The sequence below is a fragment of the Caballeronia zhejiangensis genome, from assembly GCF_022879815.1.
In the GTDB taxonomy this organism is placed as follows: domain Bacteria; phylum Pseudomonadota; class Gammaproteobacteria; order Burkholderiales; family Burkholderiaceae; genus Caballeronia; species Caballeronia zhejiangensis.
This window is the reverse complement of the sequence record NZ_CP084286.1, coordinates 435,624-458,474: the sequence shown is the minus strand read 5'-3', so window position 1 is coordinate 458,474 and position 22,851 is coordinate 435,624. Positions and strand designations below refer to the sequence as shown.

The 22,851-nt window shown below is 61.9% G+C and carries 19 protein-coding genes; 11 read left to right on the top strand and 8 right to left on the bottom strand.

Annotation, left to right across the window (positions count from 1 at the left end; genetic code table 11):
• Positions 1 to 186: 186 nt before the first annotated feature.
• From LDZ23_RS28275 to LDZ23_RS28260, 4 genes are all read left to right on the top strand, one after another.
• Positions 187 to 1,743: an MBOAT family O-acyltransferase gene (locus tag LDZ23_RS28275; RefSeq protein ID WP_008346078.1), complete on the top strand. Its 1,557-nt coding sequence runs from the start codon at positions 187 to 189 to the stop codon at positions 1,741 to 1,743.
• A 2-nt stretch (positions 1,744 to 1,745) separates the two neighbouring features.
• Positions 1,746 to 2,783: a hypothetical protein gene (locus tag LDZ23_RS28270; protein ID WP_008346076.1), complete on the top strand. Its 1,038-nt coding sequence runs from the start codon at positions 1,746 to 1,748 to the stop codon at positions 2,781 to 2,783.
• A 165-nt stretch (positions 2,784 to 2,948) separates the two neighbouring features.
• Positions 2,949 to 4,010: a catalase family peroxidase gene (locus tag LDZ23_RS28265; RefSeq protein WP_008346074.1), complete on the top strand. Its 1,062-nt coding sequence runs from the start codon at positions 2,949 to 2,951 to the stop codon at positions 4,008 to 4,010.
• A complete protein-coding gene (locus LDZ23_RS28260) occupies positions 4,007 to 4,540 on the top strand; it encodes a cytochrome b (protein ID WP_008346072.1) in 534 nt (177 codons plus the stop codon). Before LDZ23_RS28265 ends, LDZ23_RS28260 begins: the two co-directional genes overlap by 4 nt.
• A 10-nt stretch (positions 4,541 to 4,550) precedes the next feature.
• On the opposite strand, the gene pdxR is transcribed toward LDZ23_RS28260, so the two are convergent.
• Positions 4,551 to 6,068, bottom strand: a complete 1,518-nt coding sequence (pdxR, locus tag LDZ23_RS28255; protein ID WP_008346070.1) for a MocR-like pyridoxine biosynthesis transcription factor PdxR — start codon at positions 6,066 to 6,068, stop codon at positions 4,551 to 4,553.
• A 298-nt stretch (positions 6,069 to 6,366) separates the two neighbouring features.
• On the opposite strand from pdxR, the gene LDZ23_RS28250 reads away from it, so the two are divergent.
• From LDZ23_RS28250 to LDZ23_RS28235, 4 genes are all read left to right on the top strand, one after another.
• Positions 6,367 to 7,515, top strand: a complete 1,149-nt coding sequence (locus LDZ23_RS28250) for an MGDG synthase family glycosyltransferase (protein WP_008346069.1) — start codon at positions 6,367 to 6,369, stop codon at positions 7,513 to 7,515.
• Positions 7,512 to 8,015 carry a hypothetical protein gene (locus tag LDZ23_RS28245; protein WP_244808276.1) on the top strand — a complete coding sequence of 168 codons (504 nt, stop codon included), beginning with the start codon at positions 7,512 to 7,514 and terminating at the stop codon, positions 8,013 to 8,015. Before LDZ23_RS28250 ends, LDZ23_RS28245 begins: the two co-directional genes overlap by 4 nt.
• Positions 8,008 to 8,634, top strand: coding sequence for a dual specificity protein phosphatase family protein (locus LDZ23_RS28240; protein ID WP_008346066.1), 627 nt, complete (start codon positions 8,008 to 8,010; stop codon positions 8,632 to 8,634). The genes LDZ23_RS28245 and LDZ23_RS28240 overlap by 8 nt, the downstream gene beginning before the upstream one ends.
• Positions 8,635 to 8,796: 162 nt before the next feature.
• Positions 8,797 to 9,030: a hypothetical protein gene (locus tag LDZ23_RS28235; protein ID WP_144403782.1), complete on the top strand. Its 234-nt coding sequence runs from the start codon at positions 8,797 to 8,799 to the stop codon at positions 9,028 to 9,030.
• A gap of 8 nt (positions 9,031 to 9,038) precedes the next feature.
• On the opposite strand, the gene LDZ23_RS28230 is transcribed toward LDZ23_RS28235, so the two are convergent.
• The 7 genes from LDZ23_RS28230 to LDZ23_RS28200 form a co-directional block, all read right to left on the bottom strand.
• On the bottom strand, positions 9,039 to 10,352 hold the full coding sequence (locus LDZ23_RS28230; protein ID WP_372492603.1) for an MFS transporter: 1,314 nt from the start codon (positions 10,350 to 10,352) through the stop codon (positions 9,039 to 9,041).
• Positions 10,353 to 10,394: 42 nt separating this feature from the next.
• A complete protein-coding gene (locus LDZ23_RS28225; RefSeq protein WP_034470087.1) occupies positions 10,395 to 12,068 on the bottom strand; it encodes a GMC family oxidoreductase in 1,674 nt (557 codons plus the stop codon).
• Positions 12,069 to 12,286: 218 nt separating this feature from the next.
• Complete coding sequence (locus LDZ23_RS28220) at positions 12,287 to 13,111, bottom strand: IclR family transcriptional regulator (RefSeq protein ID WP_008346059.1); 825 nt, start codon at positions 13,109 to 13,111, stop codon at positions 12,287 to 12,289.
• 9 nt (positions 13,112 to 13,120) lie between these two features.
• Positions 13,121 to 14,134, bottom strand: a complete 1,014-nt coding sequence (gene pta, locus LDZ23_RS28215) for a phosphate acetyltransferase (RefSeq protein WP_008346057.1) — start codon at positions 14,132 to 14,134, stop codon at positions 13,121 to 13,123.
• A gap of 65 nt (positions 14,135 to 14,199) precedes the next feature.
• On the bottom strand, positions 14,200 to 15,966 hold the full coding sequence (gene xsc, locus LDZ23_RS28210) for a sulfoacetaldehyde acetyltransferase (RefSeq protein WP_051078970.1): 1,767 nt from the start codon (positions 15,964 to 15,966) through the stop codon (positions 14,200 to 14,202).
• Positions 15,967 to 16,271: 305 nt separating this feature from the next.
• Positions 16,272 to 17,120, bottom strand: a complete 849-nt coding sequence (locus LDZ23_RS28205; RefSeq protein WP_008346055.1) for an IclR family transcriptional regulator — start codon at positions 17,118 to 17,120, stop codon at positions 16,272 to 16,274.
• 122 nt (positions 17,121 to 17,242) lie between these two features.
• The gene (locus tag LDZ23_RS28200) at positions 17,243 to 17,995 is read right to left on the bottom strand and encodes an IclR family transcriptional regulator (protein WP_008346053.1); all 753 of its coding nucleotides are present in this window, start codon (positions 17,993 to 17,995) and stop codon (positions 17,243 to 17,245) included.
• A gap of 152 nt (positions 17,996 to 18,147) precedes the next feature.
• On the opposite strand from LDZ23_RS28200, the gene LDZ23_RS28195 reads away from it, so the two are divergent.
• The 3 genes from LDZ23_RS28195 (at position 18,148) to LDZ23_RS28185 (ending at position 22,817) form a co-directional block, all read left to right on the top strand.
• Entirely contained in the window at positions 18,148 to 19,134 is a 987-nt protein-coding gene (locus LDZ23_RS28195) for an AAA family ATPase (protein WP_244808275.1), read from the top strand.
• On the top strand, positions 19,131 to 20,861 hold the full coding sequence (locus LDZ23_RS28190) for a cobaltochelatase CobT-related protein (RefSeq protein ID WP_008346049.1): 1,731 nt from the start codon (positions 19,131 to 19,133) through the stop codon (positions 20,859 to 20,861). Before LDZ23_RS28195 ends, LDZ23_RS28190 begins: the two co-directional genes overlap by 4 nt.
• 522 nt (positions 20,862 to 21,383) lie before the next feature.
• Positions 21,384 to 22,817, top strand: a complete 1,434-nt coding sequence (locus LDZ23_RS28185; RefSeq protein WP_008346045.1) for an NAD(P)/FAD-dependent oxidoreductase — start codon at positions 21,384 to 21,386, stop codon at positions 22,815 to 22,817.
• Positions 22,818 to 22,851: the final 34 nt, after the last annotated feature.

Genomic DNA, 22,851 nt, shown 5'->3' with positions numbered 1-22,851 from the left:
TTCCTCATTGAACGCGAGCGCGCCGGGCTTCGGCGTGCCCCTTTCCGTCAGCCAAAGCGATGGTGACATCGGCCAAGCGCCGCCCGCCGTCCCATTCAGCATCTAGCATCCTGTTCGACCGACAACGAACGACGACGCATCCGCGGTGATGCACGCCCGGACGCCGTTTGCCGCGGAGTCTCGAGCATGCTTTTCAATTCCTATTCGTTCATCTTCGCGTTTCTTCCCGTGGTTTTCGTCGGCGCGTTTCTGCTCGGGCGTTATAGCCATCGGCTCGCTGCGCTCTGGCTCGGGCTGGCGTCGCTTTGGTTTTACGCAATATGGACGCCACGCTTTGTCGTGCTCTTGCTCGGTTCCATCCTGTTCAACTATGCCGCCGCGTGGTGGATCGGCAGGGAAAGCGAAAGGAAAAGCGGCCATCCGAAGCTGATTCTTATCGGCGCCATAACAATCGATCTGGGTCTGCTCGGCTACTATAAATACGCCAACTTTCTCATCGATTCATCGAATCATCTGCTGGGGATGAATCTTGCGGCGCTCGACATCATTCTGCCGTTGGGAATCTCGTTCTTTACGTTCACGCAGATCGCCTTTCTCGTCGATGTCTATCGCGGCATCGCGCGCGAATACAACTTCGTCAACTACTTACTGTTCGTCACGTATTTCCCGCATCTGATCGCAGGACCGGTGCTGCATCACAGTCAGATGATGCCGCAGTTCGGCAATCCGAAAACCTTCCGGATGAATCCGGAGAACATATCCGCCGGATTGACGGTTTTCGTGCTGGGGCTCGCGAAGAAGGTTCTGATTGCAGACACGCTAGCCAAAGGCGCCGTGCCGCTTTTCAGCGCGGCGAGTGCGGGCGTGCAGCTGACTTTCTTCGAAGCCTGGACGGGCGCGCTCGCGTACACGCTCCAGTTGTATTTCGACTTTTCCGGCTATTGCGATATGGCCGTGGGCATCTCACTGCTCTTCAACGTCAAACTTCCGATCAATTTCGATTCGCCCTATAAGGCGGCCAGCATCATCGACTTCTGGCGGCGCTGGCACATGACGTTATCCGCGTTTTTGCGGGATTACCTGTATATACCGCTCGGCGGAAGCAAACACGGCGGCCCGCTGCGCCGCTACGTCAATCTGATGATAACGATGCTATTGGGCGGCTTGTGGCACGGCGCCGGATGGACGTTCATCGCGTGGGGCGGATTGCATGGCGCGTATCTGATCGTGAATCACGGCTGGCGCGCCGTGTCTCCGCGTCTGGGAATAGATGGTTCGAGCCGGTTCGCGCGAATCGCAGGCGTAGCGCTGACCTTTTTAGCCGTCGTCGTGGGATGGGTTTTCTTCAGGGCCGAGAACTTTCAGACCGCCTGGAACATGCTCGCGGGCATGGCGGGCTTTCACGGTGTTTCGCTACCCGCGTCTTTGGAACGGCATATCGCTCCCGTTCTCGGTTCGAAGCTGCGTTTCGACGGCTTTCTGCCATCCGTCGGCATTCCGTCGATGGTGTTCGTCACGCTGCTGTTCGGCTTCGTTCTCGTGTGGGGATTCCCGAACCTGCAGCGTTTGCTGGAGCGCTACAGGTCGGCTGAACTTTCATTCACGCGCGTCCGGAACCGGATATTGCCGCGCCGGGTCGACGCCACGTTATTGGCCGCAAGTCTTTCGGCGTTGCTCTTTTTCGTCGTGGTTCTGGCTATTGGATCAGCGGGTCCATCGGAGTTTCTCTATTTCGAGTTCTGACCATGACGTATCTGAAAATCTTCGCGACGTCGCTGGCCATTATCGCGATCGCCTGGTTCTCGGCGGCATTGATGCTCGCGCCCGCGCCAATTGCCGGCGAGTATTGGGTACGGGAAATGACGGTCGTGAAGCGGAGCATCGCGCAGCATTACAAGGGACAGCGAAAGCTGATCGTAGCGGCCGGATCGAACGTGCTTTTCAGCGTGGACACGACGCAACTGAGCAAGGATCTCGGCATTCCGGTTTTGAATTACGGATTTCACGCGGGACTCGCGCTCGATGAAATCCTTGGCGAAGTGACGTCCGTCGCCGAGAACGACGACACCGTGATTCTCGCACTGGAGCGCGAATACTATTGCGACGATGCCAACAAGGAGAATGCCACCTGGAGAGCGCGAAACGCCATCGCCTGGGATCACGACCGCTGGCGGACGTGGTCGATATTCCGGCGGCTGGACGCAATTACATCGATGGGTCCTGGACTCATCTTCGAACTCGCGCAGGCTCGAATTCGCGAGACATGGTTTCCGAAATCCATCGAAGACAGGCTTCGCGCATTTCACGATCAGGAAATCGTGACGAGATTCATCGATGCGCCGCCGCCGACATCATTCGCCTATTCCGCGTATCACCTCGACGGCCTGGGCAACATGCAGCAGATCGATGGCTCGAATTACACGGGACGTCCGGAATCGGCGGAACAGGAAACGGAAATCTGTCCGGATAGCTTTCTCGTGCTGAAGCGATTCGTCCATGCGATGCACGACAAGGGCGTGTCGGTCTACTTCGCCAATACGCCCTATGTGCAGACGAGCACGACGCGCGCGGATCGGGTCGAAGAAGCATCGAAGCAATTCGCCAGCGCCATTTCTCCGCTCGGAACCGTGCTCGACGACCGGAACCAGCTTCTCTTCAACCGCAAACTGTTTCTGAACACCGACCTCCACATGAACACCGAAGGCAGGACATTGAGAACCGGATTGCTCGAAGACTCGATCAAAAGCCATCCCGCATTGAAGCAATGGCTCGACTTGCGATGAACGCGAAGTTATCGCGAGCGGCTATCGGCAGGCCATAACTTCGTTCCATTTCGAACCAGGAGACAATGCGAAGCGGGGGTATCTGCGAATTTTGCGCGTTGCTGGCACGATTTCCGTCACGCTGCTAGATTACCGTGCAACAGAATCGTTGATCGAGAGACTACGATGCCTGACAAATCCGCTTCCCCGCGTTCGCCTCTTCCCGCGCTGATCCTCATCGCGGCCATCGTCGCCGTGCTGGTCGCGGCCTTCGCCTACACGGCGGGCTGGCTCACGCCGAATCGCCTCACACCGGCGAAGATCGTGGGCAGCCTCGCGCCACCGGGCGGCGCGGTGCCGGGCTTCAGACGCAATCATGCGAAGGGCATCTGCTTCAGCGGCGATTTCGAATCCAACGGCTCGGGCGCGGCAATCTCCAAAGCCAGGATGTTCATGCCGGGTACGTATCCCGTCACGGGGCGCTTCAATCTCGCGACGCCGGACCCGAAAGCATCGGATGCGATGGCGCGCGTGCGCGGCCTGAGCCTGCGCATCGTGATGCCCGACGGCAGCGAGTGGCGCTCCGCGATGATCGATGCGCCGTTCTTCCCCGTTGCGACACCGCAGGCCTTTTTCGACCTGCAACGCGCGCTCGCGAACAAGAGCGATCCCGAGTCGATGCAGAAGTTCGCCGCCGCGCACCCGGAGATCGCTGCGTTCGGCGCGTGGGCCGGCAGTGCGCCGTGGACGGCATCGTATGCGGACGAGCGTTACAACAGCCTCAACAGCTTCGTCTTCACGAACGCGGAGGGACAGGATCAGACGGTGCGCTGGTCCTTCGTTCCCGCCGCGAAGCCCGAGACGCTGACGCCGGACGAATTGAAGCAGAAGGGCGCGAATTTTCTCGATGCCGAGATCACGCAGCGCGTGCAAGGCGCGCCGCAACGCTGGGCGATGGTCGTCACCGTCGCGAATCCCGGCGATCCGACCGCGGACCCGAGCAAGGCGTGGCCGGAAGACCGGCATACGGTCGAAGTGGGCACGCTCGTCGTGAAAGCCATCGAACCGGAGCCGGACGGTCCTTGCCGCGATCTCAACTTCGATCCGACCGTGCTGCCCTCGGGCATGCGCGTATCGGACGATCCGTTTCCTGCCGCGCGCTCGGCTGCCTATTCCGTATCGTTCAATCGACGCACCGCCGAGGACAAGGCCTATCCGCACACGCCTTCGCAAGGAGCGCAGCAATGAACGCGATCAACGAGCGGTTCTCGCCGCTGCAACGCGCCCTGCACTGGATCATGGCGATCTGCATTCTGTCGATGCTGTTCATCGGCGTCGGCATGGTGTCGACGGTGAGGCCGGACTATCTGACGCTCGTGTCGATACACAAGCCGCTCGGCATCGCGATACTCGTGCTCGCGCTGATCCGTCTCGCCGTGCGAATCGCGCGCGGTGCGCCGCCGCTGCCCGCGAACATGCCCGAGCCGATGAAGCTCGCCGCGCATCTATCGCACTATGCGTTCTATGCGTTGATGATCGCGTTGCCATTGCTCGGCTATGGCATGTTGTCGGCGGCGGATTATCCGGTCGTGATAGGCGGCTATCGCCTGCCGTCACTTTTACCGCATAGCAATTCGTTGCACACGCTGCTCTGGAACGCGCATCGGTTCCTCGCGTTGTGCTTCTTCGCGCTGATCGTCGTGCATCTCGCGGCGGCGCTGTTTCATGCGCTCGTGCGTCGCGATGGCGTCTTTCACGCGATGGCGCCGTGGAAATAGACGCGCACGTTCAGGGGCGCCGCTGCTGCACGACTTGGGCGAGCGCCCGCACGCCCGGCTCGATCAGCTCCGCGCGTATCGCTGAAAAACCCATGCGGAAGCATCGCTGACCATCGGCGGGATCGGCGAAGAACACGCTGCCCGGTTCGATGAGCACGCCGAGCGCTTGCGCGTCTTTCGCGAGACGCGTCGCGTCGAGCCACGGCGGACCTTCGACCCAGCACGAAGCGCCGCCCGTCACGTTCGATGCGCGCAATTCCGGCAGATGCGTGGCGAGCGCATCCATCAGCACTTCGGCGCGTTCCTTGTAGACGCGCCCGAGCTTGCGCAATAGCGTGTCGTGATGACCGAGCGCGAGAAAGGTCGCGAATGCGCGCTGGATGTACGCGGCCGGATGACGAATCATCAGACGGCGCAGCGCGCGCAGCTCGCGTATCAGCTCGCGCGGCGCGACGATATAACCGAGCCGCAGTCCTGGCGCGAGCGTCTTCGACAGCGAACCGATATAGACGACGCGCTCTGCCGTATCGAGGCTCTTCAACGCGGGATGCGGCGTGCCCGAGAACGTGTTCTCGCTCTCGTAGTCATCCTCCACGACGATGAAATCATGCTTCACCGACAGGTCGAGCAACTTGCGTCGCCGCTCGATGGGCATCGTGACGGTCGTCGGACATTGATGGCTCGGCGTGACATACACGTAATCGCAAGCCGCGATCACGCTTTCATCGTCGATGACGGCGCCGTCTCCGTCCACTTCGAGCGGCACGATTTGCGCGTTGTGATGCTGGAAGATGTTGCGCGCATCGGGATAGCCGGGGTTCTCCATGCCGACTTTCGTCTGCGTGCCGCACAACAACGCGCCGATGAGATAGAGCGCCTGCTGGCAGCCGTTCGTGACGACGATCTCTTCGGGCATCGCGAAGACACCGCGACGCGGCAGCACGCGCGTGCGTATTTGTTCGACGAGCGTTTCGTCGTCGCGTTCGATGAGATCGGGCGCCCAGTTGCGGATCTCCATCACCGACAAGCCGTGCATGCAGCTCTCGCGCCAGTCGCTCGTCGGGAAGAGTTCGGTGTCGAATTGCCCGTAAATAAAGGGATATTCGTAACTCTGCCAGTTCGACGGCTTGACGATATTGCGTTGATGCGACGGCGCGTGCCGGATGCGCGCGCTCCAGTCGGGATGACCTTGCTGCGTCTCGATGCTCGATGTTTCCGCGACGCCCGCTGCGGTGAAGCCGCGTTGCAACTCGTCGGTCGCAGGATTCACGAAATGGCCGCTGCGCTCGCGCGAGACGAGATAGCCTTCCTCGACGAGTTGCTGATACGCGAGCACGACGGTGTTGCGCGACACGTTGAGCTGATCGGCGAGTTCGCGGCTCGAAGGCAAGGCGGAATCGGGCGCGATATGACCGCTCAGGATCGCATTGACGATCATCTGGCGGATCTGGTTTTGCAGGCTCATCCCCGAGACCCGCGAGCGCTCGAAGAGCTGCGCCCAAAGCATCGCGGTAGGACGGATGGGCATGCATGTCTCCTTGTGGAACGTTTATTGGATGTGTCGATATTACGTGGGGCTTGCCTGTCGCGCCAGTTGAAAAATAGCCCGAAGGCAGACGAGCTGTTAGCCGCGAATCCGTTCGCGCGATGACGCTGAAGTAAAAAATGATCCCGGATAGCGGATGCGGCGCGACGATTGAATAGAATCGCCTGCGTTTTTCACGGATGACGACTTCGTAAGTTGGTTCTATTGACGATATCGGCGGCGCGCTAGCGTGATCTCCAAGCCGAATCGAACAGTCACCCCATCGAGCTTTCCGATAAGTATGCCCAAGGTTCTTGTTCTAAGCGTGAGCGCGGGCGCCGGCCACGTTCGCGCAGCAGAGGCGCTGTGCGCGTATGCAAAGACTCATCCCGCAAGTGTCGAAGCCGTGCATCTCGATGTCATGGACTTCGTTCCCGCAAGTTTCAAGGCGCTTTACGCGGAGTTCTACATCAAACTGGTCGCTCGCCAGCCGGCCCTCTGGAGTTATCTCTATCAGAAGACGGACAGCGCTTCGCCACGATCATTCGGCGAACGTCTTCGACGCGCGGTCGAGCGGCTCAACTGCCGCGCGCTGATAACGGAGATCGAGCGGCATCGCGCCGATGCGATCATTTGCACGCATTTCCTGCCTGCCGAGTTGCTTTCGCGTGAACGTCGTCTCGGCAACATTCATACGCCGGTGTGGGTGCAAGTCACGGACTTCGATCTTCATCGCATGTGGGTCGTGCCGGGCATGCAGGGATATTTCGCCGCAAACGACGAAGTCGCTTGGCGCATGACGAACCGCGGCGTTTCATCGGCATCGGTTCACATCGGCGGGATACCTGTCATGCCCGCCTTCAGCGAGCCTCTCGACCGCGCGGCGTGCGCGGCGCAATGCGGCCTGGACCCTGCGCGCATGACTCTGTTGATGATGTCCGGCGGCGAAGGTCTTGGCGCGCTCGACGCACTCGCCGAACGTCTGCTGAACATGGACGGCGATTTTCAGTTGATCGCTTTGGCGGGTCGCAACGAAGCGATGCGCGCCGCGTTGCGAAAACTGTGCGCGTTCCATCCAGCACGTTTGCACGTTTCCGGCTTCACGCCCAACGTCGAGCGCCTGATGGCGTGTTCCGATCTCGTCATCACGAAGCCTGGCGGGCTGACCACGTCCGAGTGCCTCGCAATGAAACTGCCGATGATCGTCACCTCGCCGATCCCGGGGCAGGAAGAGCGCAATGCGGATTACCTGCTCGAACACGGCGTCGCGCTGAAAGCCGTCGATGCAGTGGCGCTGGAGTATCGCGTTCGCGCGCTGCTCGACGATCCGGCCCGGCTCGATGCGATGCGCGAGCGAATCGCGCCGCTCTCGCGTCCGTATGCAGCACGTTTCGTTCTGGATACGGTGTGCGATGCGCTCGGCAATCCGGATACAAAGGTGGCGGCATGAACGCACGTGCCCTCGTGCCTGGCGGGCGCACGCTCGCGCTCGTCGGCTGGGTCGCGCTGCTGGGCTTCTTGTTCGCCAACGTCGAAATACAGATCGAAGGCAACGCAGGTTGGGCCGCGAGCTTGCCGACATGGCGCATCGAACATCACTGGTTGCTCGACATCTTCTGGGGCGGCAGACCGATGACGGGGTATCACGCGTGGGTCTTTCCATTCGTCGCGTTGTTCTTTCATCTGCCCGTGATCTTTTTCGGTCGATGGTCATGGCGCATCGAGGCGCGCATCGTCGCATGCGTCATGACGTTCTGGCTGATCGAAGACTTTCTCTGGTTCGTTCTCAATCCCGCGTTCGGCATCGATCGCTTCGATGCGCTTCATGTGCCCTGGCACAAGCACTGGATCGGGTTCGCACCAACCGATTACTGGACCATGAGCATTGCAGCGCTCGTGTTGTTTCATCTATCGCGTGAGCCTGGCACGGGGCGGTCGTCGCATGAATGAAGTCTTCCGCATTTTGTTTTACGGCGCGGGCTTCATCGCTGCGGCATACGTCCTGCAGTCGAAGATGGCGGCAGCGCCCGCTCCGGCCACGTCTGCATCCATGACGGTCGAACGCCCGCTGAACTGGGCCGAACCGATCGTGTACGCAGGCGTCGACAATCTTCATCGCATCACGCCTTCGCTTTATCGGAGCGCGCAGATATCGGCGGCCGATATCGTGCAACTGCGCGCACTGGGTATCCGCAAGATCGTCAGCTTCCGTTCGTTTCATTCCGATGAGGATGTTCTCGAAGGCAGCGGCATCGCGCTGCAGCGCCTCCGTATCAACACATGGAACATCAAGGACGAGGACATGATCGCCGCGCTCAAGGCGCTGCGCGATGTCGACCGCGATGGTCCGATTCTCATTCACTGTCAGCATGGCGCGGATCGCACGGGGCTGGTATCGGCGCTGTATCGCGTGGTGTATCAAGGGTGGACCAGGCAACAGGCCGAAGATGAGTTGCTGCATGGCGGCTATGGATTTCATCCGGTGTGGGGAAACATCAGAAGCTATCTGCAGCACGTCGATGTCGAATGGTTGAGGCGGCAGGTTGGCGTTGCGGGGAGTCCCGCGTGATGCGCGCCTCCATGATTCGCATGGTGCTGATCTGCCTGCGACGTATCACCGTGCCTTTCGAACGCGCCGACGTCGCCGTGGTCTTCCGAAATGCGCTCCAAGATGACGGCACGCCAAAGCCCATTCTCGCGGCGCGGCTCGAGACCGCCTTGAAGTGTCATCGTGCGGGTCTTTGCTCGCTATTTCCACCTTCCACGAGCGCAGCTCGCGTTCGAGAGCCTTGGCGCAACGGTCTTGCCGGGTGCGTTTCCGCGTGAAGTCAGGGCGATGGACGCGTATTCGATTTGGCGCGAAGTGCCCGCATACGCCGTCTATTTCGCCCGGCTCTCGCTCGACGAGCACGCCGAGCCGGTGTCGTTCAGGCCGGTGAAGTTTTTGATCAGTCTCTTCTTCTGAGCTGCAAGTCAACTCGCGCCCCGCACCGAAAACGCCATCTCCCTTCTCTGCCGCAACCCGACCCACGCCGCCGACATCGCACTGACGATGCCCGCTGCGAGGCAGTATCCCGCGATCATCCACGGATCGCCGCCGTTGCGTTGCAAGAGCCACGTCGCGATGATCGGGCTGATGCCGCTCGCGAAGATCCCCGAGAACTGATACACGAACGAGATGCCCGAGTAGCGCACTTTCGCGTCGAAGAGTTCGGAGAAGAGCGCGGCTTCCGGACCATAGATCGATGCATAAACCACGCCGAGCGGAATCACGACCGCGAGCCACGCGAGCATCGTATTGCCGCCGCTATTCTTCATGAGCCAGAAGCCGAGGAACGCGGAAAGCCCGGTCGCAAGCGATCCCCAGAAGTAAATGCGCGCACGCCCAACGCGATCCGACAGCCGTCCGAAGAACGGAATCGTGAAGATCATCACGAACGCGGCGACCATTACGCCGAGCAGCGCGTCCGTGCGTTGCAGATGCAGCGTGCCGGTGAGATAAGAAATCGAAAACACGCCGAACACGTTGAAGAACACGCCATCGATGAAGCGTGCGCCCATGCCCGCAAGCGTATTGCCGGGATACTTCGTGATGACATCGACGATCGGCATGCGCGCTTCGCTGCCCGTCTTCTGGATGCGCGCGAACTCCGGCGTTTCCATCACGTTCAGGCGGATATACATGCCAATGAGCACAAGCGCGAACGACAGGAAGAACGCGATACGCCAGCCCCACGCGAGGAACTGCGCGTCGGTCAGCATGAGCGAGAGCCCCGCGACGACGCCCGACGACAGACACAAGCCGAGCGCGAGGCCGATCTGCGGAATGCTCGCATAGAAGCCGCGCTTGTTCTCGGGTGCGTATTCGAACGCCATCAGCACGGCGCCGCCCCATTCGCCGCCGAGACCGATGCCTTGCAGCACGCGCAGAAACAGCAGCAGCGATGGCGCCCATATGCCGATCTGCGCATACGTCGGCACCATGCCGATCAACACCGTCGCGACGCCCATGATCGTCAGCGTCATCACGAGCATGCTCTTTCTGCCGACGCGATCGCCGAAGTGCCCGAAGATCACGCCGCCCAGCGGCCGGCTGAGAAAGCCGACGGCGAAGGTGCCGTAAGCGAGCATCGTCGAGATGAGCGGATCGCTGCCTGGAAAATAGAGCTTGTTGAAGACGATGCCGGCGACCACGCCGTATAGAAAGAAGTCGTACCACTCGATCGTCGCGCCGATCAGACTCGCGACGACGACCTTTCTCATCTGTTTGCCATCGGTTCGGGGCAGTGCGTTCATGGTTTGTCTCCGTGATGGGTTCGAGACTTGTGCTCAGTCTCTTTGGCCTGCATGGGCCATGGGCTTTTCCGCAACGACCTGGGTTACGTCTTCCACATGCGTGACGTGCTGATAGCGCTGGTCTTCGAGAATCATGTCGGCCGCCTTCTCCGCGATCATGATGACAGGCGCATTCGTGTTGCCCGATACGAGCTCCGGCATGATCGACGCATCGACCACACGCAGTCGTCCGATGCCGCGCACCTTCAGGCGCTCATCGACGACCGCGGATGCATCGTTGCCCATCTTGCAGGTGCCCGCCGGGTGATAGATCGACTGACTGAACTTGCGCGCGACGTCGAGCAGATCGGCATCGGTTCGATACTCCGAACCAGGAATGAACTCCGACACGATGTGCTTCGCGAGCGAAGGCGCCGCCGCGATGCGTCGCGCCACCTTGATGCCGCCGATCACGACGGGATGATCGCGTTCGTCGGAAAGATAATTCGCATGAATCGCGGGATATTGCAGCGGATCGTTCGAGCGAATCTCGACGCTGCCGCGGCTGTACGGCCGCAACTGACACACCGAAGACGTGAACGCCGAGAACGGATGCGCGCCTTGTCCGGGCTTGTCGGCGGAAAGTGGTTGCATGTGAAACTGGATGTCGGGACGCGCGACATCCGGCGACGAACGCGTGAAGATCGCGACCTGGCTCGCCGCGAGCGTCAGCGGCCCGGTGCGCGAGATAACGTATTGCAAGCCGATGAGCGCTTTCTTCAGCGGATTGTTGACCTCGTCGTTCAACGTCCGCTCGCGCGTCTTGAACACAAGCCGCACTTGCAGATGATCCTGCAGATTCCGGCCCACGCCCGGCAGGTCGTGCCTCACTTGCACGCCTGCGCCGTTCAACACGCTCGAAGGCCCGACGCCCGAGTTCTGCAGAATCTGCGGCGAGCCGATCGCGCCAGCCGCGAGAATCACTTCGACACGCGCGCGAACTTTCTTCACGACGCCTTCATGCATGTACTCGATGCCGACCGCTTCCTTGCCGTTGAACAGTACCCTGCGCGTTTGCGCCCGCGTCTCGACGATAAGATTGCGCCGGTCGCGCACCGGCTTGAGAAAGCCCTTCGCGGTGCTCCAACGAAAGCCCTTGTAGGCCGTCTGCTGAAAATAGCCGACGCCTTCTTGCGTCGCGCCGTTGTAATCCTCGTTGAACGGGATGCCGATTTCCTGCGCCGCCGCGATGAAGTGATCGGCGATCGGACGGCGCAAGCGCAAATCCGATACTTTCAACGGCCCGCCCGCGCCGTGATATTCGCTCGCGCCGTGCTCCTGATCTTCCGATTTCCTGAAGTAGGGCAGCACGTCCTTGTAACTCCATCCCGCGTTGCCGAGTTCGGCCCAGCGATCGTAGTCCTCGCGCTGACCGCGCACATAGAGCAGCCCGTTGAGCGAACTGCAGCCGCCCAGCACCTTGCCGCGCGGCCAGTCGATGCTGCGTCCTGCGACGGCATCGTCCGGTTCCGTGCGATAGCACCAGTCGAGCTCGGGATCGTGCATGGTCTTGAAGTAGCCGACGGGGATATGAATCCACGGGCTCGCATCGGGCCCGCCCGCTTCGAGCAGCAGCACGGTGTTGGACGGATCGGCGCTCAGACGGTTGGCGAGCACGCAACCTGCCGAGCCCGCACCGACGATGACGTAATCGACTTCCTGCTGCATGACACCTGTCTCCTGAGGTCTTCTTTTGGAACGAATCGTTTCGCTTGCGTTTCGTTCAATGTGGAAGAAGCGGGCAAGGAAGCCAAGAGAAAAGCGCGGAAGCTCGCGAAAGTGAAACGGAAAGTGCGAATTCCGATTCAGAAGCGGAAGGGGGATTGGGGTAGTCCCTGAGCCGCGATTTATTGATTCGCCATCCGAAGTAACGATGCTGCGGCGCGTCAGAAAGTGGCCGTGAGCTCGGCGGCGGCTTCCTGCAGGCGCGGCACGAACGTCAGCGCACGGGACAGCGCCATGCGCGAGACCGGCCCATGCACGGCGATGGCCGCGATGCACTTGCCGCGCGAGTCGAAAACCGGCACGGCGACGCAGGCGATGCCCAACACGAACTCTTCGTTATCGACGGCGATGCCCTTGTTCGCGATGCGATCCAGTTCCGCTTCGAGCAGGTTCGGATCGTCGAGCGTGTTGGGCGTGAAGCGTTCGAGCCGCATCGCGCGAACGAGCGCGCTGCGTTCGTCGCGCGGCATCATCGAAAGAAGCAGCTTGCCGCTCGCGCTGCAATGCGCGGGAACATGCGATCCGGGCTTGAGCTCCAGTCGCAGCGCCCACGGCGATTCGCAGCGGTCGAGATAAAGCACTTGCGTGTCGTGCAGCGTGCTCAGGTTGCACGTTTCGCCGAGATCGGCGACGAGACGCTCCAGAATCGCATGACGCTGGCGCCGCGCGCCGCTGTGCATCATCACGTCGACGCCGAGCCGTTCGAGGCGCGGGCCGATCACGTAAGCGTTCTTCTGGCCCGGCTCGCGCGCGACGAAGCCGCCCGCTTCGAGCGATTGCAACATGCGATGCAGCGATGCCTTCGGTTGCTCGATGATGTTCGCCAGCTCCGCGAGCGACAGCGCGCCCTTCGCCGCGACCAGATGTTCGAGCACGCTGAATGCGCGCAGCGTAGGCGTTTCGTTGCGCGCGGCGCTTTCGGCGAGCGGCGCGCCATCCGTCGATTCAGGGTGAGCGAAGGCTTCCGTATCGGCTCGCGTGTCCATGATGCGCGCTCACGCCGGGTGATGCCGCGCTGCCTGCGCCTGCACGCAAGTCACGGCGATTACGTGAAAGATATCGTCCGCGCTGCAGCCGCGCGACAGATCGTTGGCGGGCTTCGCCAGCCCTTGCAACAACGGGCCGATAGCCTTCGCACCGCCGATGCGCTCCGCGAGCTTGTAGCCGATGTTGCCCGCTTCCAGACTCGGGAAGATCAGCGTGTTGGCGTGTCCTTCGATCTGCGAGTGATGCACCTTGCGCATCGCGATTTCGGCGACGATCGCGGCGTCGAGCTGCACGTCGCCATCGATGGCGAGGCCGGGGCGCGCTTCCTTCACGCGCCGCGTCGCATCGATGACCTTGTCGACGGCCGCATGATGCGCGCTGCCGCTCGTCGAAAACGACAGCATCGCGACGCGCGGGTCTTCCATCAGCAGACTGCGTGCGCTGTCGGCCGCGGCCATCGCGATTTCGGCGAGTTGCTCCGCATTCGGCTCGACGACGAGCGCGCAATCGGAAAAGACGAGGCCGCCTTTCATCGTATGAAAGGGCTCGCAGAGCATCATCAGAAAGAAGCTGGAAACGAGCTTGAATGAAGGGCGAACGCCGATGATCTGAATCGCGTTACGCACGACATCCGCCGTCGTGTTGACCGCGCCGGAGACCGATCCGTCGGCCTCGCCCATACGCACCATGAGGTTCGCGAAGCACAGCGGATCGCGCACGGCGGCGCGCGCCTGATCGGGCGTCATGCCCTTTTTCTCGCGCAACGCGAGAAGCTCTTCCGCAAAGCGTTCGCCAAGCGATGATTGAGAAGGATCGATCACCTCGATGCCTTCGAGATCGATGCCCGCGCCATCCGCGACCTGATACGCGCGCGCTTTCGCACCCGCGAGCACAATGCGCGCGATACCTTCCCTGTGCGCGCGTTGCGCCGCCTGAAGGACGCGCGTGTCTTCGGCTTCGGAGAGGACGACGCGCATCGGCAGGTCGCGAGCCTGATCGATGATGCGATGCATGGCTTTCATGGCGGGCTCTCGATGGTCGGTCGGAAAACGCCGCTGCGCGGGCGCGCAGCGGCGTGAGGCAGGACTTAGACGTAGTCCTTGTACTTGTCCAGCATGCGTACCGGCTTCGAGAGCGCATCGCGGCGGAACGGATCGCCGAGCTCACGCGTGCACATGATTTCGATGATCGTCGTCTTGCCATGATTCATCTGCAGATCGATGGCCTTCTTCAGCGCCGGGCCCACATCCTCCAGCTTGTCGACGACGATGCCTTCCGCGCCCATCGCCTTCGCGATCTCGGCGAAGCTTTGATTGTCGAGCTCGCCCGCGACGAAGCGGCGGTTATAGAAGTCCACCTGATTCTTCTTCTCCGCGCCCCATTGACGGTTATGGAAGACGACGGCCGTCACCGGAATGTTGTGGCGCACGCATGTCATGGTCTCCATCAGGCTCATGCCCCACGCGCCATCGCCCGCATACGACACGGCCGGACGATGCGGCGCCGCGACCTTCGCGCCGATGATCGTCGGGAACGCATAGCCGCAATTACCCCAGCTCATCGCCGCGAAGAAGCTGCGCGGTTTGTTGAAGCGCAGATAGCTGTTCGCGACCGAGTTGATGTTGCCGATGTCCGTCGAGACCATCACGTCTTCCGGCATCGCCTTTTCGAGTTCGCGCAACACCTGACGCGGATGCAGATATTGGCCGCCGCTGAAGGGCTTCTCGCCCTTCTGCTCTTCGATCATGTCGAGGCTGTACGGATCGCGCTCGTGCGTCCACTCGTCGAGCTCCTTCTCCCACGCGGCTTTTTCAGAAGCGATGGTTTTCGCGCGGGCATCCTTCGTCGCATCGCAATCGAGCTTGCGGTCCGCGAGACGTTGCGTGAGCGCGATGGCAGTCGCCTTCGCATCGCCGCAAATGCCGACGGAAATCTTCTTCACGAGGCCGAGCATCTTGTGATCCGCATCGATCTGGATGACCTTCGCTTCCTTCGGCCAGTAGTCGAGACCGTGCTGCGGCAGCGTGCCGAACGGTCCGAGGCGCGAACCGAGCGCGATGACGACATCGGCCTGACTGAGCAGCTTCATCGCCGCCTTCGAGCCTTGATAACCGAGCGGGCCGCACCACAACGGATGATTCGCCGGGAACGAGTCGTTATGCAGATAGCTGTTGACGACCGGCGCGCCCAGACGTTCCGCGAGCGCCTTGCACTCTTCGATGGCATCGGACATCACCACGCCGCCGCCCGAGATGATGACGGGGAATTTCGCTTGCGCGAGCAGATCGGCCGCTTCGTTCAGGCTCTGGTCGCCACCGGGGCCGCGATCGAGACGCTGCGGCTTCGGAATCTCGACCTTCACCTGGCCGTAAAAATAGTCGCGCGGAATATTGAGCTGCGTCGGTCCCATTTCGGACATCGCGCGATCGAAGCAGCGCGCGGTGAATTCGGCCATCCGCGCCGGATGCGTGACGTGGCCCTGATACTTCGTGAATTCCTGGAACATCGGCAGTTGCTTCGCTTCCTGGAAACCGCCGAGGCCGATGCCCATCGTGCCGGCTTCCGGCGTGACGATCACGACCGGGCTGTGCGCCCAGTACGCCGCAGCGATGGCCGTCACCGCATTGCTGATGCCCGGACCATTCTGACCAATGACGACGCCGTGACGACCGGACACGCGCGAATAGCCGTCGGCCATATGACCCGCGCCCTGCTCGTGCACGACCGGAATGAGACGGATGCCGGCGGGCGCGAAGATGTCCATCGCGTCCATGAATGCCGAACCCATGATGCCGAACATCTCGGTCACGCCATTGGCGGCGAGCGTTTCGACGAATGCTTCGGACGGGGTCATCGCCTGCGGACCGCTGGGCGCCGCGCCGGTGGCGGCGAGGGTGGTCTTGGACGGACGTGCTTGGTCGTGCTCGCTCATGAATGTCTCCGGGTGAAATAAAACGGAACGTTCGGTTCCGGAATTCGTATCGTGAAGACATCGTAGGACAGGCCGATTCCGCGGTCAACCTGTTTTTCGAATAAACGGAATGATTCGTCTCTAAAAGAATCGGAATGAAGTCGTTCAAAAGAAGGGCGAATCGCCGCCGATGCCCGTGCGGCGGGCTTCGGCGGGAAGTTCGGCGGCAAGTTCGGCGAAAAGCGGAGTCAGCGTGCGGCGGGGCGTTGACGCGTCATGAGCGTCAGTCCGTCGGACGTATCGATGAGCGTTGCGAGTTTCACGGCGGTTTCGCGCAACTGCGGAACCGCCTGCAGCAGATCGTTCAGATTCGCGCGCGCGGTCGGCGCATGCGCGGCGAGGCACGCGAGCGCGCGCCCGGTGGAGGCGTCGGTGATGGGCACCGCGACCGCGACCATGCCGAGCACGAACTCCTCGTTATCGATGCCGATCCCGCGCGCCGCGAGCCGGTCGAGCTCGGCTTCGAGCAACGACCGGTCAGTCAGCGTGCGATGCGTCTTCTTGGTGAGCGTGAGGCGTCCGAGAATCTGGCGGCGCTCGGCCAGCGGCATCTGCGAAAGAAACAGCTTGCCGCTCGCCGTGCAATGCAGCGGCACGCGCATGCCGGCCTGCATGTGCAAGCGCAGCGGCTCGGCCGTTTCGACGCGCTCGATGTAAAGGACGGTATCGCCGTCGAGCGCGGTGAGATTGCAGCTTTCGCCGATCACGTCGACGAGCGAGCGCAGGATCGACCGGCATGCGCGCGTGAACGAATTGTTGGCGAGCGTGGCGAGTGCAAGCTGGGCGGCGCGCGGCCCGAGCGCGATGCCGCGATCGGTGCCGCGCGAGTCGGGCATGTGCGTGACATAGCCCTGCGCTTCGAGCGAATCGATCAGCCGGAGCAATGTGGCCTTGGGAATGCGTACGCGCGCCGCCAGTTGCGACAGCGTGTAGGCGTGGCCGGCGGCCGCCAGTTGTTCGAGCACGGCAAGCGGGCGAAGCGTCCGTGCTTCATCGCCGGCGTGTTCGGAAGGATCGAGATGTGTGACGTCGCGCATGAATCGGAAACGGAACGGTTGGTTTCGGATTACGACTACTTTACGCCGGGAAGCGGCGGCGACGCCACGATTTTCAGAACGTCCGGTTGCGTTTTTTTATACGGCTGATCCGGAACGGGCCTTTAGAATGTCTTGCCCAACTCCACCGCGGCTTCCTTCAGACGCGGCACCATTTCCAGCGCGCGCGAGAGCGGCGTGCGCGACACAGGCGCGTGAACGGCGATCGCCGCGATACATGTGCCGTGCGCGTCGGCGATGGGCGCGGCCGCGCACACGATGCCCTGCACGAACTCCTCGTTGTCGATCGCCACGCCCTTCTTCGCGATGCGGTCCAATTCCGCTTCCAGCATTTCCGTGTCGGTGATCGTGTTTGCGGTGTAGCGCTCGAGTTTCATCGCGCGCACGAGCGCATTGCGTTCCTCGCGCGGTTGCAGCGCGAGTAGCAGCTTGCCGCTCGCGCTGCACCAGACGGGTACATGCGAGCCGGGCTTGAGGTCGAGCCTGAGCGGCCACGGCGCTTCCACGCGATCCAGATACAGCACTTCGTTTTCATGCAGCATCGTCAGATTGCAGGTCTCGCCGAGATCGGAGACGAGCCGGGTGAGGATCGCATGACGCAAACGCCGTGCGCCCGCGTGCGTCATCACGTTGAGACCGAGTTGCGCGAGACGCGGGCCGACGACATACGCGTTTCGGTCGCCGGGCTCGCGAATCACGAGTCCGCCCGCTTCGAGCGACGCGAGCATGCGATGCAGCGAAGGCTTCGGCATACCCATGTCGTCGGCCATGTCCGTCAGCGACACGGGGTTGCCCGCCTGGACCAGATATTCCAGCAGCGCGAAGGCGCGCAGCGTGGGCGTGTCGGGCTTGTCCATCGGCATGATTTCCATATCAATTTGTCGACATTATTTTAAATGAGGTGCCGATCGCCGCCTCATACGCCGTTTGGATAAAAATAAACGAAATGAATTGTTCCGAAAAAGAATAGTTGCTATGCTGAAGTCTCTGCTACGGGAGACGAAGCCTCATGATGCGCGACACATGGATGGACGAGCCGGATCGGAAGGTGTCCGTGCGCTCGCTTTTCGGAATCGACACCGATCTGGACGTTCCTGCGTTCAGCACGCGCGATCCGCACGTTCCGGAAATCGACGAGGCGTACCGCTTCAATCCCGAGGTCACGCTGGCGATTCTCGCCGGCTTCGCATTCAACCGGCGCGTGATGGTGCAGGGGCTGCACGGCACCGGCAAGTCGACTCACATCGAACAGGTGGCGGCACGGCTCAACTGGCCTTGCATGCGCGTCAATCTCGATGGCCACGTGAGCCGCCTCGATCTCGTCGGCAAGGACGCGATCGTGGTGCGCGACGACGTGCAGATCACCGAGTTTCAGGAAGGCATCGTGCCTTGGGCGCTGCAACGGCCGGTTGCGCTCGTGTTCGACGAATACGACGCCGGCCGTCCCGACGTGATGTTGGTGATTCAACGAATTCTGGAACGCGACGGCAGTTTTACGCTGCTCGACCAGAACCGCGTGATCCAGCCGCATCGTTTTTTTCGGCTGTTCGCGACGACCAACACGATCGGCCTCGGAAATCTGAACGGCATGTATCACGGCACGCAGATGTTGAATCACGCGCAGATCGATCGCTGGAACGTCGTCGCGACGCTCAACTATCTGTCGCGCGAGGAAGAGGCCCGCATCGTGCTCGCGCGCGTGCCGCAGCTCGATGACGACGCGGGCCGCGCGCTCGTCGATTCGATGGTGAGCATGGCGGGCCTCACGCGGCGCGGCTTCGCGGCGGGTGATCTTTCGACGCTGATGTCGCCGCGCACCGTCATTAGCTGGGCGGAAAACCGCGAAGTTTTCCGCGATACGAAGCTCGCGCTGCGTCTCACTTTCCTGAACAAATGCGATGAAGCGGAACGGCCGATCGTCGCGGAATATTTTCAGCGCGCGTTCGGCGAGGAACTCGATACGCCATCGCAGTGGCACGACGAGTCGGCGCGATGAACGACTCGCGCGAACGCGCGCGACGCGATGCGCTGTGCGCGGCCACCGTGCGAGCCCTGACCGGCGACGACGCATTGCATTACCGCGGTGGCAAGTTGTATCGGCATCTGCGGCCGGTGCCGTTGCATGCGCCACATTTGCGCGGCGAGCACAGAGAGGAAGATGACGCCGATTCGACGCGCGGCGCGGCCGATGCGTCCGCGTTGCGCATCGCGCATTCGGATGCCGCGCTGCATCGCGAACTCGCTCCCGGTGAACCCGTCGCGCGCATGGTCTTCGACATGCTCGAACAGTTGCGCTGCGAAACGCGCGTGCCTTCCGGCATGGAAGGCGTGAAGCGCAATGTGCGGCATCGCTTCGATGCGTGGTCGCTCGCGTGCTACGAATCGGGCTTGCTCGACAGCGAAATCGGCTTGTTGATTTACACGGCCGCGCAAATGGCGCAGTCGCGTCTTTCGGGCCGCGCCGTGCTCGAAGAAACCGAAGGGCTCATCGAAGCGACCCGTGCGGCGCTCGCGCCATCGCTCGGCAATGCGCTTGCGGGCATGCGCCGCCATCGTCACGACCAGCGCGCGTATGCGGTCCATGCGCTGGAAATCGCGCGAACGATAGGCGAAATGGTGCAGGAAGTGCGGCACACGTTCGTCGAGAGCGATTCATCCGACGACGAAGAAGAAGATGCCGCGCGCACCATGCTCGGCACCTGGTTCGATACCGACGACGAACATGGCGAACTCGAACGGCTGGCGCTCGCTGCGAGTGGCGACAGCAGCGCGCGCGAGGCGACGGGCGAGGCGTATCGCATCTTCACCACGCGTTACGACAAGACCGTTCGCCCATCGACGCTGATCCGGGCCGCGTTGTTGCGCGAATATCGCGAGCGGCTGGACGCTCTGATTGCCGCGCGGCATATCAACGTGCCGCGTCTCGCGCGCATGTTGCAGGCGTCCATCACCGTGCCGCGTCGCGATGGCTGGTCGTTCGGCGAGGAAGACGGGCGCATCGACGGCCGGCGGCTCGCGCAAGTGGTGGCATCGCCGGATGAGCGGCGCGTATTCAGACGCGAGCGCGAACGTCCGCACGCGGACTGTGCGGTGGGCTTTCTCATCGACTGCTCGGGCTCGATGAAGGCGAGCATCGAGCCGGTCACGGTGATGATCGACGTGCTCGTGCGAGCGCTTGGCATGGCGGGCGTCACGACGGAAGTGCTCGGCTTCACGACCGGCGCATGGAATGGCGGGCGCGCGAAGCTCGACTGGCTCGCGAAGGGCCGGCCGAAGTATCCGGGCCGGCTCAACGAAGCCTGCAACATGATTTTCAAGGAAGGGGATGCAGGCTGGCGTGCCGGGCGACGCGATATCGCGGCGCTATTCAAGGCCGATCTGTTCCGCGAAGGTATCGACGGCGAAGCGGTGGATTGGGCATGCTCGCGGCTCATCGCGCGTGACGAAGCGCGCCGCATCCTCGTCGTCATCTCCGATGGAAGCCCGATGGACAGCGCGACCGCGCAAGCCAACGATCCGAACTATCTCGATCAGCACTTGAGAGAGGTCGTCGAGAAGCACGAAGCATCGCGCGCTGTGGAAGTGCTCGGCCTTGGCGTCGGCCTCGATTTGAGCACGTACTATCGGCATCACTTCGCAGTGGATCTGAGCGTTGCGCCGGACATGACGCTATTCGCGAAGCTCGCCGCATGGCTCGGTGCGCGGCGCAGACGCACGACTTAACGCGCGATGTATGTCGTCGTTTTCGAACAGGCCGATGAAGACGATGGCGGTTTCGTCGACATCGCGGCATGGCATGACTTGCCAGCGCTTGCCGACGACGTGAATCTCGGCACACGTTCCATCACGAGCCGCGCGATGCTCTTCGCGCGCAAGAGGCGATCGCCGATCGACGCGCACGTGGCCTTGGGCAAGCGGCGATCGAAACGCTCATCGGAGCGAAAGGCAACGCTGCGCAGATCGGCGCGAAGATGACTCGAAGGCATGAATGCTTGCCCTTCGATGCCTGAGAGCGCTTCGGCATGGGTCACTCCGCATGATCATTGGCCTCCCGAGACATTCGGTGCGAGAGAGAAGGGATTCGGCCCAGTATGACCAGACAAAAAGCGCGCGTCGTAGTGCCAGACGCGACCAATCGCAGGGGCCAGCGGCGGCGGCATCCTGGCACTAACGATGGTTTCGGCGTGGCTCTAAGCGGTACGTCGAGTTCGGTGCAGTATGAGGGTACTTTCCAAGGAGTCATCGGTGGCTACTCTCGACTACGTTGCGCCGGCCTTTCGTGGCGCGTGCGCCCCATACGATCCGCTCTACGACCCGCTCGTTTCGCCCATCGGCCGTCAGCCGATGGATTACGCGCCCACCTACTGGGTCGCGACCGCAGGCGAGCCGCCCGAAGACGACGGCCCCTTGCCCGGCGATGCCGACGTCGACGTGCTGATCGTCGGCGCGGGATTCACCGGCCTTTCGACGGCGCTCTTTCTGGCGCGCGAACATGGCATCCGCGCGACCATCGTCGATGCGAATCGCACGGCATGGGGCTGCACGAGCCGCAACGGCGGGCAAGGGCAGAACGCGAGCGGACGCCTCTATCGCTCGCAATGGATCGAACGCTGGGGCAAGCAGACGGCGCTCAGGCTCGATGCCGAGATCCGCGAAGGTTTCGACACCTTCAAGCAATTGATCGGCGAGTTCACATGCGATCCGCAGCCGGGCGGGCATCTGTACATCGCGCATCGCGCGCGCAAGATGGACTTTCTCGCGAACGAATGCAAAGTGATGCGCGACGTATTCGGCTACGACGCGCGCATGCTGAGCGCGAAGGAAGTCGCCCAATCGTATGTCGACGATCGCGAGAATTGCGGCGCGCTGCTGGAGCCCGATGGCATCGGCGTGCATCCGTTGAAGCTCGCGTTCGGCTATATGCGTATGGCGCGCTCGCTCGGCGTGAAGGTGCATCCGGGCACGCCGGTCCTCAACGTCGAGACGATTCGCGGCGTGCATCATGTCCGCACGCCGCGCGGCGTGATTCGCGCGAAGGCGATCGCGTTCGCGACCGGCGGCTATACGCGCAACGACATGCATCGCGCGCTATCCGCGAAGATCATGCCGATACTCTCGAACTCGCTCGTTACGCGGCCGCTTACGCAGGAAGAACTCGCATCGACCAATTTCCTCTCGCGCCAGGTCATTACCGATACGCGCACGCTGCGCTTCTACTATCGGCTGTTGCCGGATAACCGCGTGCAGATCGGCAGCCGCAGCGCGATCACCGGCGCCGATGCGGCAAACCCTCGCCATATGGACGTGCTCATCGAGGGCTTGCATCGCAAGTTTCCATCGCTCAAAGGCATTCGCATCGATTACTCGTGGTGGGGCTGGGTCGATGTGAGTCACGACATGATGCCGCGCGTCGCACAACCCGATCCGCAACAGAGCATTTTTTATGCAGTCGGTTATGGCGGAAACGGCGTGTCGTTCTCCGCGCATGCGGGGCGGCGCATGGCCGAGCGCGTCGCGGGAAAGTGGCAGCACAGCCGCGACGATCTGCCGATCTACGACTCCGCGCTCGAATATCCGAACGTGATGGGCATGGTGAAGTGGAAAGGCTTCGCGCCGTTCCGCCGCGTCGGCCAACGGTTTCTGTATCACAAGTATCTGACGCAGGACGAGAAGCGCTGAACGCATTTTGGTCTCTTTCGCAACGCACTGAAAA

Bases quoted from the DNA above. Each gene is read 5' to 3' on its own strand.
- LDZ23_RS28240 (WP_008346066.1), top strand. From the start codon at position 8,008: ATGAATGAAGTCTTCCGCATTTTGTTTTACGGCGCGGGCTTCATCGCT.
- LDZ23_RS28190 (WP_008346049.1), top strand. From the start codon at position 19,131: ATGAACGACTCGCGCGAACGCGCGCGACGCGATGCGCTGTGCGCGGCC.
- LDZ23_RS28245 (WP_244808276.1), top strand. From the start codon at position 7,512: ATGAACGCACGTGCCCTCGTGCCTGGCGGGCGCACGCTCGCGCTCGTC.
- pdxR (WP_008346070.1), bottom strand. From the start codon at position 6,068: ATGCCCATCCGTCCTACCGCGATGCTTTGGGCGCAGCTCTTCGAGCGC.
- LDZ23_RS28270 (WP_008346076.1), top strand. From the start codon at position 1,746: ATGACGTATCTGAAAATCTTCGCGACGTCGCTGGCCATTATCGCGATC.
- LDZ23_RS28220 (WP_008346059.1), bottom strand. From the start codon at position 13,111: ATGGACACGCGAGCCGATACGGAAGCCTTCGCTCACCCTGAATCGACG.
- LDZ23_RS28195 (WP_244808275.1), top strand. From the start codon at position 18,148: ATGATGCGCGACACATGGATGGACGAGCCGGATCGGAAGGTGTCCGTG.
- LDZ23_RS28275 (WP_008346078.1), top strand. From the start codon at position 187: ATGCTTTTCAATTCCTATTCGTTCATCTTCGCGTTTCTTCCCGTGGTT.
- LDZ23_RS28260 (WP_008346072.1), top strand. From the start codon at position 4,007: ATGAACGCGATCAACGAGCGGTTCTCGCCGCTGCAACGCGCCCTGCAC.
- LDZ23_RS28265 (WP_008346074.1), top strand. From the start codon at position 2,949: ATGCCTGACAAATCCGCTTCCCCGCGTTCGCCTCTTCCCGCGCTGATC.
- LDZ23_RS28250 (WP_008346069.1), top strand. From the start codon at position 6,367: ATGCCCAAGGTTCTTGTTCTAAGCGTGAGCGCGGGCGCCGGCCACGTT.
- pta (WP_008346057.1), bottom strand. From the start codon at position 14,134: ATGAAAGCCATGCATCGCATCATCGATCAGGCTCGCGACCTGCCGATG.
- LDZ23_RS28205 (WP_008346055.1), bottom strand. From the start codon at position 17,120: ATGCGCGACGTCACACATCTCGATCCTTCCGAACACGCCGGCGATGAA.
- LDZ23_RS28200 (WP_008346053.1), bottom strand. From the start codon at position 17,995: ATGGACAAGCCCGACACGCCCACGCTGCGCGCCTTCGCGCTGCTGGAA.
- LDZ23_RS28225 (WP_034470087.1), bottom strand. From the start codon at position 12,068: ATGCAGCAGGAAGTCGATTACGTCATCGTCGGTGCGGGCTCGGCAGGT.
- xsc (WP_051078970.1), bottom strand. From the start codon at position 15,966: ATGACCCCGTCCGAAGCATTCGTCGAAACGCTCGCCGCCAATGGCGTG.